12 protein-coding genes are annotated in these 11,883 nt (G+C 30.6%); 3 read left to right on the top strand and 9 right to left on the bottom strand.

The window, feature by feature from the left end; genetic code table 11:
- Positions 1-150: 150 nt before the first annotated feature.
- Positions 151-939, top strand: a complete 789-nt coding sequence (gene nudC, locus JOC70_RS15140; RefSeq protein ID WP_204599732.1) for an NAD(+) diphosphatase — start codon at positions 151-153, stop codon at positions 937-939.
- A gap of 104 nt (positions 940-1,043) precedes the next feature.
- On the opposite strand, the gene JOC70_RS15135 is transcribed toward nudC, so the two are convergent.
- The 7 genes from JOC70_RS15135 to JOC70_RS15105 form a co-directional block, all read right to left on the bottom strand.
- Positions 1,044-1,703, bottom strand: a complete 660-nt coding sequence (locus JOC70_RS15135) for a DUF2812 domain-containing protein (RefSeq protein ID WP_204599731.1) — start codon at positions 1,701-1,703, stop codon at positions 1,044-1,046.
- Positions 1,687-2,034 (bottom strand): PadR family transcriptional regulator, encoded by a 348-nt coding sequence (locus JOC70_RS15130; protein WP_204599730.1) that lies wholly within the window; start codon positions 2,032-2,034, stop codon positions 1,687-1,689. Before JOC70_RS15130 ends, JOC70_RS15135 begins: the two co-directional genes overlap by 17 nt.
- 211 nt (positions 2,035-2,245) lie before the next feature.
- A complete protein-coding gene (locus JOC70_RS15125; protein WP_204599729.1) occupies positions 2,246-2,587 on the bottom strand; it encodes a hypothetical protein in 342 nt (113 codons plus the stop codon).
- Positions 2,588-2,641: 54 nt separating this feature from the next.
- A complete protein-coding gene (locus JOC70_RS15120; protein ID WP_204599728.1) occupies positions 2,642-3,829 on the bottom strand; it encodes a MalY/PatB family protein in 1,188 nt (395 codons plus the stop codon).
- A gap of 291 nt (positions 3,830-4,120) precedes the next feature.
- On the bottom strand, positions 4,121-4,588 hold the full coding sequence (locus tag JOC70_RS15115) for a hypothetical protein (protein WP_204599727.1): 468 nt from the start codon (positions 4,586-4,588) through the stop codon (positions 4,121-4,123).
- 227 nt (positions 4,589-4,815) lie between these two features.
- Positions 4,816-6,156 carry an APC family permease gene (locus JOC70_RS15110; protein ID WP_204599726.1) on the bottom strand — a complete coding sequence of 447 codons (1,341 nt, stop codon included), beginning with the start codon at positions 6,154-6,156 and terminating at the stop codon, positions 4,816-4,818.
- A gap of 74 nt (positions 6,157-6,230) precedes the next feature.
- Complete coding sequence (locus tag JOC70_RS15105) at positions 6,231-7,418, bottom strand: MalY/PatB family protein (RefSeq protein ID WP_204599725.1); 1,188 nt, start codon at positions 7,416-7,418, stop codon at positions 6,231-6,233.
- 276 nt (positions 7,419-7,694) lie between these two features.
- On the opposite strand from JOC70_RS15105, the gene JOC70_RS15100 reads away from it, so the two are divergent.
- Positions 7,695-8,237: a MarR family winged helix-turn-helix transcriptional regulator gene (locus tag JOC70_RS15100; protein WP_204599724.1), complete on the top strand. Its 543-nt coding sequence runs from the start codon at positions 7,695-7,697 to the stop codon at positions 8,235-8,237.
- Between the two features lie 83 nt (positions 8,238-8,320).
- Here the strand turns inward: JOC70_RS15100 and JOC70_RS15095 are convergent, their stop codons facing one another.
- Together JOC70_RS15095 and JOC70_RS15090 are read right to left on the bottom strand one after the other, a co-directional pair.
- Complete coding sequence (locus JOC70_RS15095; RefSeq protein ID WP_204599723.1) at positions 8,321-8,860, bottom strand: peroxiredoxin-like family protein; 540 nt, start codon at positions 8,858-8,860, stop codon at positions 8,321-8,323.
- A 102-nt stretch (positions 8,861-8,962) separates the two neighbouring features.
- Positions 8,963-10,168 carry a DUF401 family protein gene (locus tag JOC70_RS15090; protein ID WP_204599722.1) on the bottom strand — a complete coding sequence of 402 codons (1,206 nt, stop codon included), beginning with the start codon at positions 10,166-10,168 and terminating at the stop codon, positions 8,963-8,965.
- A 299-nt stretch (positions 10,169-10,467) separates the two neighbouring features.
- On the opposite strand from JOC70_RS15090, the gene JOC70_RS15085 reads away from it, so the two are divergent.
- The gene (locus tag JOC70_RS15085) at positions 10,468-11,820 is read left to right on the top strand and encodes a M14 family zinc carboxypeptidase (RefSeq protein ID WP_204599721.1); all 1,353 of its coding nucleotides are present in this window, start codon (positions 10,468-10,470) and stop codon (positions 11,818-11,820) included.
- Positions 11,821-11,883: the final 63 nt, after the last annotated feature.

Raw genomic sequence — 11,883 nt, 5'->3', positions numbered from 1 at the left:
TTAATAAACTTCTGTAGTTTTCTTGTTAAACTTAATTTACTATATCTTTTATACCATTATTATTTCATAAAGAATTGATTATATTTGTTGTAATATTTATACTGATATTATAGAACACAACAAATATAGAGTAAGAAAAGGTATTTAATTATGAATAATAAATTACATTTTGTTTTTAATGATGATAAATTACTAGCTAAGATAGAAGATGGACATGTATTAATGCCTAATGATAATGATTTGAAAACCTTAGGTGTAACTTTAAATAATTTATGTTTTCTAACATCAAAAGATAATAAAGATTTTCTTTTTGGCGAAGTGCATACATCCTTGAGTAAAACTTGTGAATTTAAATTTTATAAATTGCGTATACTTATAAGTCTAATGGATAACGCCTTTTTTAATTTAGCTGCAAAAGCCTTTCATCTTATAACATGGAACAGTACATATAAGTACTGCAGCAAATGCGGAACCTTAGTAAAGAATAAAGAAGATGAAATAGCGAAAATTTGTCCTAAATGTGGTTTTATTAATTATCCTAGAATATCTCCCGCTATAATAACAGCTGTCATTAAGGATAATAAGTTACTGCTTGCACATAATACTAATTTCCCTAAAGACATGTACAGCGTAATAGCCGGTTTTATAGAACCTGGGGAAACCTTTGAAGATTGTGTTCGGCGGGAAGTTTTTGAGGAAATAGGCCTAAACGTTAAAAATATAAAGTATTTTGGCAGCCAGCCTTGGCCTTTTCCTGATTCCTTAATGGTAGCCTTCACTTGTGAATATGGCGGAGGTGATGTAACAGTTGATGGTATTGAAATTGATGATGCTTCTTTTTATAGTGTAGACGAATTTCCTAATCTTCCTTTAGGAGGCAGTATTGCTAGAAGGCTTATAGATTGGTTTGTGAATTATGGGGCCAGACCCATGGAATAAAACGGTATTAACTATAAAACAAAAACTCCAGAAACCTATTTTTATAAACTTCTGGAGTTTTCACTTGCCACTTGCCATGTGGGTGGCACTAATCAAAGCCTTTTTCATTCATGAATATTTCCCCTTGCTTTTAGTGTCTTTATTGATAGAGATAATTGCATTATCCTTATGACAGAGATGATCCCTATTACTCCTGCCAAAATTGATAAAGCTGTATTATCTAGAACACTGATATTTCCATTACTCCAGTAAGAGATATTGATTAATGATTTATCAATATAACTGATATGCAGCTCCATAAGAAGCATAAAAGTAAATAGATAAATATACGGCTTCCTTCTTTCTCTTAAAGACATAATTTTATCCCTTACATTGCTATATATGTCAAAAGGCTTCCCGTTATTTCTTTTTTCTAAAATGAGAAGTTCTCTATTAATCATTCCTTGAGATGTTGCCATCTTTCCACCTGGATTTGCGTATGGCCGATACTTGACTCTCCCCAACGAAAATTGTCCAAGGTTCAGCGGTTTTTGAAAATATTTAATTTCCACTTCACCTAAAAAGTTCTCATATTCTTTACGCTCTGCAATAGTCTTATTTCCAACGTAATCCACTGCATACTGGTATTTCATAGGCTCGCTTTTTTCAAATTTATAAATGAACCTACCTGCCTTTGATAACCTAAATCCTTCTTTCGCTTTTTCATTCAGCCATTTTTCTTGTCCTTCAATTGGATTTATAAAAATCTTAAACTTGTTTATCATTATTTACACCTCCCACACTTGTGATTTCCATTCCTATATTGTAAATTTCCTTCAGCCTCTCTAATTCCATATTTACCTGTACTTTACCTAAATCAGTAATAATATACTCTTTCTTTCGTTCTCCTTTTACCTCAGGGCAAGGAGTAATCCATTTTTTCTTTACTAGGTTATTAATAGCACCATATAATGTGCCTGGTCCAAAAACAACTCTCCCCTTCGTCTTTTCCTCTACAAATTGCATCACACCATAACCATGATTGGGTTGGTACATAGATAATAAAACCAGTAACGCGGTCTCCGTCAATGGAGAGTCTTGTATTTTATCTTTCAATTCTTACACCTCCTAAAGTGACTTGATATTCAAGGAATTTCTTATAAAAATAACCCTATCATACATAGACTTATTGCTTCTTCATACTAATTCTCTTCTTATTACGTCTTCCGTAGTATAAGTCCATTATATCGCCACGCGTAGTACGCGTCAAGTAGTAAATGAAAAATCTAGCAGTATTATACACTGCTAGACTTGAATCCAATATCTATTAAATAATTTTGCTTAACCTATCTTTTAAATTTACTTCCTTTTCAATGAGCCAACCTTCTTCTTCACAGGTCTCTCCCCACTGAACTATATCCCTTATTTCATCCTTAGTTAACTCAACAGATATTTTATCAATAACTCTCAAATTTTCCTCGTAATATCCATTATACATTTTTAAAGCATTTGTTTCTCCTTTTAGCCCTAGAGAATATACTGGTATTCCTTTTGCATCTTTATGATGTGCTACAACATAAAGCCTTACTCCATGATTCTTTTTATCCGCTTCTAAGTCAATATGCTCTACCTCAACTAAAGTCCCCAATGGTATTTTGTACTTATCCATAAATTTCACATCCCCTCGCTATATAACTTCTGCATAAAAGCTTTTTTCCCTTTATTACCTATAAACCTTTTTTAAGGCTTTTTCAAGTCTTTCAAGGGCCTTTTCAATTACATGAGTTGGTGCTGCTAAATTTATTCTTTCATATCCGCTTCCCTCTTCACCAAAGATATATCCTTCGTCTAGAAATAGCTCTGCTTCCATATGCATAAATTTTTCTAATAACTTATTTGCCATTTTTAGTGCATTAAAGTCAATCCATTGTAAATAAGTTCCTTCTATCAATGGAGCTTTTATTTTAGGAAAATTATCATCAAAGAACTTTTTAACAATCTTTTGATTTATATCAATTAGTTTGATCAGTTCTTCAAGCCAGCCTTCACATTTTGTATAACCTATTTCACATGCCTTATATCCTAATATATTTACGGTCCCTCCATGAACAACTTTAATTGCTTTTTTAAATTCATTTCTTAACTTTTCATTTGATATGATAATATTTGAAATTGCGAGCCCTGCTAAATTAAATGTCTTAGATGGAGCTGTGCAGGTGATAAGTCTATCATTTAGCTCCTCGCTTATTGTTGCAAATACATTATGATTATATCCAGGCATAATTAAATCGTTCCAAATTTCATCAGATACTACAATCAAATCATTTTTAATAGCTATTTCAGCTACTTTTTCTAATTCTCCCTTGTTCCATACTCTTCCAACTGGGTTATGTGGGCTGCAAAAAATAAGGAGCTTATTTTTAGGATCTTTAGCTAGCTCATCAAATTTATTATAATCAATTGTGTAATATCCATTGGTGTTAATGAGCGGGCAATTAACAAGTTCTCTTTCATTGTCAGCAATAGCCATTGAAAATGGGTAATATACCGGCTTGAATATAATTACACCATCACCAGGGTTAGTAAAAGCTCTCACCGCCGCATAAAATGCATCTACAACTCCAGGGGTATTTACAATCCATTCTTTCCTTATATTCCAATTATGTCTAGTTTTTTGCCAAGCTATAACGGCATTATAAAATCCATCATAAGGCATTGTATATCCAAGAATAGCATTATCTAAAAATTTCTTCAGCTCATTAATTATCTCTGGTGGACTCTTAAGTTCCATATCTGCCACTGAAAATGGAACTACATCATCTGTAACATGCGGATTCCAAGCATACATTTGTTCCCACTTTTCAGAACCAGTGCCTTTTCTTGGTGCCAATGTTTTAAAATCATACTTCATCTCTTTCCCCCTTAAAAATTTTAATTTATATATTAATACCTTAAATTAAGATATTTTATATTAAATGTTATTTATTTTTAAAACATCTTATTTGTTAAGCACTTTACGAATGTATGGAAATTTTAAGAACAATCACAAAGTCATTTTACCATATATTAAATTTCATTCATATATTTTATCCATAAATTCAAAAAAATTACATTTAAATCTTATTTAATAATCTTATTAAAAAGTAAAAACATCGTAAAATTCAACTTTTGAATAATACAATGTTTTAAAAAGCTTTATATTTTATTTTAGAATCTTTTCAAGTGTTGCCACAAAATCAGCTTTATTACTAATCATAGCTGATAAAATTTTATATGTTTTTGTATGTACATCACTGGTATTCTCTGTAAACCTTCCTTGTATATCAATAATCAAAGAATATGTATCTTTTTCTAGACCAAGTGAAAACTCTAAAAACTCCCTAACATTATTAATTTCTGGCTCATATATTTTTTTACTAAATTCATTTATTAAAAAGGAAATTCTATCATATATTCTAATATCAATCTCCTCAAAACTCTCATTTCCTATTTCCTTTTTTAAAGCTTCATAATACTCAATAGTATTATCAATTTTCTTTATTAAAATCTTTGGTATTATTTCCATTGATGGAACATTGTATTCTTTTCGCTTTATATTTTCATAAATTTCTCTTTTTCTAATTGAAACGCTTATAGCCTTATTAAGCAAATCAATAATATTATATGCCATAGTATCACCTCAAAAAATTATTGCTGTTGTGAAATAATGTCTATGAGAATTCAATTAAAAGACTTTTAAATATAAATTCAAATAAAAACTTTAATAAGATTCGTAGTATACATTAATTTTTCTTTCAACATGCTAAAGCAATGATAATTATAACATGTAATTTGATTATTTGTAAGTAAAAAGAAGCAACCTAATCTGCTGCTTCTTTTTTAATATTATCTAAAAGTTTATTCTACTTCATAACTTCTTTCGCATTTAACTTTACCACTAGCATATCTAACTTGAGCAAATATAAATGCAAAAACTATAACTGAAATATTTCCAAGAAGTAATGGTAAAGAAAGACTTGAACCTAGTAAAACAGCTTGCAGTGCATAAATTAAAACTGCAACTGTAACCAACATTTTAGTCACAAATCTAGATACTTTTAGAGGTGACTTTTCCCATGCTTCTGGCATTACTTTACTAACGTTTAATAAACATAATGCTACCATTGAGTTAAGTACGCTTCCTACGGTAGTTGTAATTTTAGATAAAATACTTATATCTAAGTTAAATACAATTGGTAAAAATCCTACCATAAAAAAGAATGTTAATAAAATTATTGGGGTTTTATATTTGGGATGCAATGTTGCTAATTTATTTGGGAACCAACCATCATTACACGCCTGCATAATTGGTTTTGTTGCTGATGCTAATTGTGAGTTAAGAGTCGATATTAGCGCAAACCAGGCTCCACCTATTATAAAAAACACGTAAAGTGACTTAGGTAAAGTTTTACCTGCAACCATTGTTAAAGGCTTGTTAGCTACTTGTTCAACCGGTAGTACTCCTGCAGCAATTGTAGCCATGAATGCATACAAAACTGCAACTCCTATTGTGGAAGCAATCATAACTCTTGGAATATCTTTTGTTGGGTTTTTAGCTTCTCCGGACAAGTTAGCAATTATTGCTGCGCCACCTGTTGCAAAAGTTAAAAGTGCAGATGCTCTGAGTAGTCCAAGCATTCCACCTGTCATAAAGGTCGCTTCATTTAAATAATTAGGTTCTAACTTAGTTATCCCAAATACAGAAAAAGTAGTTAATGCTAAAACTAATGTAACAACTATAACATTTTGAAATTTAGAGAATTTATCTATGCCCTTCATATTTAGAACATACAGTAATACAAGTATTCCCACTGCTAATAATTTTCTAGGCAACATTGGCAAGAAAGGCATTGCATAATCTGCGAAAGATAAACAATACATAGATAAGGATACATTGGTAAGTATATATATTATTGTATAAGCTCCGGTCCATTTTTCCCCTAATAAAGATCCTATTACTGAATATGCCCCACCTCTAAATCTAGCAACAGTATTTATCAATGTTAATGGATAATATGAAATTAACACCATTATTGCCGAAAGTACAAATGCTATAGGAACAGCTCTTCCTGTCATGCCTATGGCTACTCCTGTTAATGACATAATACCTGCCCCAATAATTTGTCCTATAGATGCACCCATTAAATCCCAAAAGCCTAAAGTACGGTTAAGATCTTTAGTCGATGTTTGTTTCGACATCTTTATTTCCCCCCAATATTTATTTTATTAATATAAATTGGTAACTTTTATACAATAGGATTTAAGTTGGTTTATTATTTATAGATCTTTTTCAACGCTTGTCCAAGTCTCTCTAGGGCTCTTTCAATTACGTCAGTTGGTGCCGCTAAGTTTATCCTTTCATATCCATTTCCCTCTTCCCCAAATATATAACCTTCATCTAGGAAAAATTCAGCTTCCATATGCATAAATTCTTCTAATTCTTTATTTGTCATACCTAATGCATTAAAGTCCATCCATTGTAGGTAAGTTCCTTCTATCAATGGTGCCTTTATCTTAGGAAAATTGTCTTCAAAGAACTTTTTAACGACCTTTTGATTTGTATCAATCAACTCTATTACTTCTTCTAGCCACTCACCACATTTTGTATAAGCTAACTCACAGCATTTATATCCTAGTATATTAATTGTTCCCCCATGTACAACATCAACTGCTTTTTTAAATGTTTCTCTTAATTTTTCATTTGAAATGATAATATTTGAAGTTCCCATTCCTGCAAGGTTAAAACTCTTGGATGGAGCTGTGCAAGTTATAAGCCTGTCGTTTAATTCTTCATTTACTGCAGCCATTACAGTGTGCTCGTATCCTGGCATTATTAAGTCATTCCAAATTTCATCTGATACAACAATCAAGTCATTTTTAATTGCTATTTCAGCTACCTTTTCTAGTTCTTCCCTTTTCCATACCCTTCCTACTGGATTATGTGGGCTACAGAAAATAAGCAGCTTATTTTTCGATTCCTTTGCCAATTCATCAAATTTATCATAATCAATTGTATAATATCCATCGGTATTAATTAATGGACAGTTAATTAATTCCCTTTCATTTTTTTCAATTGCCATAGCAAATGGATAATATACTGGTTTGAAAATAATTACGCCGTCTCCAGGATTGGTAAAAGCTCTAACCGCTGCGAAAAACGCACTTACAACCCCAGGTGTATTTACAATCCATTCTTTTTTAATATCCCAATTATGCCTTGTCCTTTGCCAAGCTATAACTGCATCATAAAATTCATCATATGCTATTGCATAACCTAAAACAGCATGATTTAAAAATTCTCTCAAGCCTTCAATTACTTCTGGTGGATTTTTAAGTTCCATATCTGCTACTGATAATGGCACTACCCCATCCTTAACATCGGCATTCCAACCATACATTTGTTCCCACTTTGCAGCTCCAGTACCCTTTCTTGATACTAATGTTTTAAAATCATACTTCATTTTTTTCCTCCCTTAAGGATTAAAATTTATATATTAATATCTTAAATTTAAGATATTATATGCTACTGCTATTTTGCTTTTAAAACATTTTAGTTATTAAGCTACTTAATTATTAAGTACTTTATATTATATATATATAATACTTATCGTAATTTTATGAATAATCAAAAAACTATTTTGTGATATATTTAAAATATTTTTTATAGTTTTAGTTGTAATTTGTAAATATTTACATATTATAGTATAATGAGTTTACATATATCTGGAGGTACTATAATGAAAGAAAATAAGATATCTAAAGAAATTTTAAATATTGAAAATGATATAATAGATAATCAAAATATTGAAGAGGTTAATGAAATTTTTGAAACGCTTAGCAAAAATGCTAATGTATTATACAATTTTGTTTTAGCTTACACTGATTATATTAATACCAAACGAGATTATGGTACTAACGAAGAACTTTCCATGATGGAAGCCCATGTACTCACTGACATTGCCGATAATCCTGGAATTACAGTAACAGAGCTATCAAGGACTTGGGATAGAACAACTAGTGCTATATCACAAACAGTTCGAAAATTAATAAAAAAAGATTTGATTTATAGAGTGAATTCGAAAGAAGATGCTAAAATTTTTCTTCTTTATCCATCTGAAAAAGCAAAAGCTTTTAGTATTGCACATAAGAAGTATGATAATATAAACATAGTTGAAACTAACAAACATTTATTAAAAAAATTCACCGTCCAGGATTTGTGTATTTTTCATGATATTATGAACGAATATACGAAATTATTAAAAGAAAATAAACATAAATAGAATTAAAACGCAACTTCTAAGATTATGTATTATACAAATATAGAGGCTGCGTTTTATTATAGAAAAATCTATTATTTTCAGTATTATATCAATTTAAGTAACTCATCTATATCTGGCACATCCCCAGCATCCTGCCCATAATGCACAAACTTAATTATACCTTCTTCATCCATTACAAAAGTAGCTGGAAGCTGAAGTTCGTTTCCTTCATATTTACCATGAGCTAGTCCTAGTTTTTTAGCTTCTTCTACTTTTTTTAATAAATTAAGAGAACCTAGTCCTAACATATTCTTTGCTGCCGAAGTATTATACAGCTTATATAATTCTTGTGAAGGATCACAAATTATAGTAAATGGCATTTCTCCTTTATTATCTTGCTCTCTTATAGTTTCAGGTGCGCTTTGTAATACTACAAATAATTGAATATCTTTCTCCTTGAACCTTTCATAATTTTTAACAAGCTTTAAAATTTGCAATTGACATGCCGTACAGCCATAATACCTTAAAAAAATCAATATATTTTTCTTTCCACTTATATTTTTATAAAAGTTATTTTCTGCATTCCATGCTGTAATAAAGTTAAAATCCGGCGCTTTCATACCAATTGATAATTTTTCACTCATTTCCCCTTTTTCCCTCCTAATGAAATCAATTTATATATTAATATCTATAAATAAAGATATAATATTAGCTTTTGTAGGCAGAAACACTTACTCTCTCAATATTTAAAATATAAGATATACTAAGTAGCTATATAAAGAACTAATTACAACAAAAGAAAGTACTATAGGCATAGTTTTTTTTACTAAATCTATAAATGAAGTACCATAATGCTCTGTAACTATAGCCAAACATACATGAGATGGTGAAATTTGCATAGCTATATAATTCATACACATAAGACATAACATTAATGCTACTCCCCCATTTGGTATAGTTGCATATGCTAGAGGAAGCGCTAAAGCTATCATGGCTTGAGATCCTGCTACCAATGTTCCAAAGAAAACTATTAATGCGAAAATAACTGCTGATGGTATTGGTAATGCAGAAAAATAGTTAGGTAATCTTTCAATTACTCCTGTAAAAGTTAAGACCTCTTTAAATATCATAACTACCATAGTGTTAAAGATTAACTTAGTTTCTATTGCCGATATAAACATTGGCTTTATTTCTTTAAAGCTGAATTTATTTAAGATAATAGAAAATACAATAACTGGAATCACAGCTATATGAACCGATATCTTTAATATTAAAATGATAGCTATAGTTAGTGCTATGGTCCAAAGACTAATTACTAAATTCTTAATATCTTGAAGTTTATCATTTGATTTCATAAGTCCAGTATCTTTAGGAATTTTTCTAACATAGAAAAAATACCCTAGTAAAAATAATACTGCTACCATAGGAAGCATTCCTAACACAAATGCAGTCATATCAACACCAGTGAGATTTAATGCTAGTAATATAGATGAATAGGTTGGCAAAAATGATTCTGAAATGTGTCTGAAATAACTGCTTATGAACGTCCTTTCTTCCTTAGTCACATAATTTTCACAAGCGTTATCAACAATGGGGGCTGCAATGAGTACTGCACCAGCAGATGGCAATAATCCAATTACAAAAGGAGCAACCATAGCATTTACCCTTCTATTATTAAATAAGTTACTTAAAGATCTCTCGGCTAACATTAAATGTCCTCTTTTTTCTAACATCCTTTGCAAAAAGGTAATTGAATAAAAGGCTAGCACAAGGTAAATTGTTTGTTTACTAAATCCACCAACTGCCATAAGTTTAGTAGATTGTAATGGACTTATTTTATAAAGAATAATAGTAGCTGCAATACCTGCTAATATTGATGCATACAAGGGTTTATTAAATTTGATGACTCCAATAATACAGGTAAAAATTAAAACTAGCTTTATTATATCCATGATATCCTTTATCCCCCTTTACTTAGTAACTTCCAGATCAATTATTAAGGTGCTTAATTATTAATTGTATTAATATATATAAATATATTTTTAATTTTATGTATATAATATAAAATTTTTGCTGCTAAACAAAATTCATATTTCTATTCTTAATAATAAAAATATAGACTTATAAACTATAATATATTTTATGTAAATATTTTACAATAATGTTGAATATAATTTAAAGAAAGATTAAATTAACAAAATCCTATCAATCACAAAATAATATATAACTTACAATTTTAAGGGGGATGATTATGAAAAAATTCACTTCATTATTTTTAACTGCTCTATTATTAATTGCGCCTTGCGGTTATGTATCTGCCCAAAGTAATAAAGAAGCGGCAACTAACCTAAAAAGCATTAATTGGGATCAAAGACACACTATAGACTTTCACGAAAGCCTACTAAAAAATTTATCTGATCAATATCCTAAGATAGCAAAAACTTATCCAATTGGCCATACCTGGAGAGAAAGAAAGATAAATGCTATTGAGTTAACCAGCAATACAAAGAATGAAAAAGATAAAACCGGTATTGCTGTAATTGGAAATATTCATGGAAACGAGCAGGAATCCGCTGAAAGTGCATCTTACACAGCTTGGTGGCTAGCTACTAATTATGATTCTGATAAAAAAGTAAAAAATATCTTAGATAATTATGTAATATATATTGTGCCTGTTATGAACCCTGATGGATATGCCCAATCATTTATATATCCAATCAGAGAAAACTTAAGACCAACAGATCGTAATGGTAATAATATAGTCTTTAGCGATCCCTATAAAGACACAGATGGAGATGGAATAATAGCTGATATATACGTAGGTGCTAAAAATTCAGCTATAAAGGATAGAAAAAAAATTGGTATGGAGAGCCCTGATTGGGATAAAAACGGAGTATTTGGCGACGATCCAAAACAAAGTAATATTGACCTAAATAGAACATTTGATTATTTATGGAATTACTTAGATGTGGATGCAAATCCAGTACTAGGTGGGAATGCATATACAAGAGCAGGATCTAACCCTGCTGCAGAACCTGAAGTGAAGGCTGTCCAAAATTTCTTAATGACAAAGAAAATTCATGCTTTAGCAACCCTTCACACAGGTATACAATGTGTATTAACACCTTGGTGTAATACCTCCGAAAAACCAAAGGATGCTGAGTTTATGGAAAAAGTGTCCCTTGATATGAAAAACGCACTTGAAAAAACTACTGGTAGAAAATTTTATGCAAAACAATCCTATGATGATTATCCTACTTCTGCAGAAATGATAGATTGGACATATGGAAGGCTTGGTATACATTCCTACACTATCGAAGTTTATGCTGGTGGAAAATCAAATCCAAATGGTACAATTGATGAACAATGCACATGGGAAAATGAATTACCAGCAGATCAATGGGTATATAAAGGCGAATGGAATGGAGTTAAGGATGTATGGTTTAAAAACACTTCAAAAGCTCAAATGGTAGGAGTTGCTCCATCAGAACAGAGTAAAATGGTAGAAGGAGCAAAGGACTCCATACTTACTATGATATACAGCGAGCCCTATGGACCAGGTTCAGAAGTTCCAGGTTATCTATTATGGGGAAATGGCTGGTAGAAATTAATTAAATAAAAAGTCATATATTATTTTGTGAAAACCTCTGAATTAATATTATTCAGA

The organism is Clostridium pascui (genome assembly GCF_016908015.1).
Classification (GTDB): Bacteria; Bacillota; Clostridia; order Clostridiales; family Clostridiaceae; genus Clostridium_AK; species Clostridium_AK pascui.
The sequence above is the reverse complement of the archived record's forward strand: the minus strand, read 5'-3'. Positions and strand labels throughout refer to the sequence as shown.

Excerpts from the sequence above, each read along its gene's own strand:
- nudC (WP_204599732.1), top strand. The coding sequence starts at position 151 with ATGAATAATAAATTACATTTTGTTTTTAATGATGATAAATTACTAGCT.
- JOC70_RS15135 (WP_204599731.1), bottom strand. The coding sequence starts at position 1,703 with ATGATAAACAAGTTTAAGATTTTTATAAATCCAATTGAAGGACAAGAA.
- JOC70_RS15125 (WP_204599729.1), bottom strand. The coding sequence starts at position 2,587 with ATGGATAAGTACAAAATACCATTGGGGACTTTAGTTGAGGTAGAGCAT.
- JOC70_RS15120 (WP_204599728.1), bottom strand. The coding sequence starts at position 3,829 with ATGAAGTATGATTTTAAAACATTGGCACCAAGAAAAGGCACTGGTTCT.
- JOC70_RS15115 (WP_204599727.1), bottom strand. The coding sequence starts at position 4,588 with ATGGCATATAATATTATTGATTTGCTTAATAAGGCTATAAGCGTTTCA.
- JOC70_RS15110 (WP_204599726.1), bottom strand. The coding sequence starts at position 6,156 with ATGTCGAAACAAACATCGACTAAAGATCTTAACCGTACTTTAGGCTTT.
- JOC70_RS15105 (WP_204599725.1), bottom strand. The coding sequence starts at position 7,418 with ATGAAGTATGATTTTAAAACATTAGTATCAAGAAAGGGTACTGGAGCT.
- JOC70_RS15100 (WP_204599724.1), top strand. The coding sequence starts at position 7,695 with ATGAAAGAAAATAAGATATCTAAAGAAATTTTAAATATTGAAAATGAT.
- JOC70_RS15095 (WP_204599723.1), bottom strand. The coding sequence starts at position 8,860 with ATGAGTGAAAAATTATCAATTGGTATGAAAGCGCCGGATTTTAACTTT.
- JOC70_RS15090 (WP_204599722.1), bottom strand. The coding sequence starts at position 10,168 with ATGGATATAATAAAGCTAGTTTTAATTTTTACCTGTATTATTGGAGTC.
- JOC70_RS15085 (WP_204599721.1), top strand. The coding sequence starts at position 10,468 with ATGAAAAAATTCACTTCATTATTTTTAACTGCTCTATTATTAATTGCG.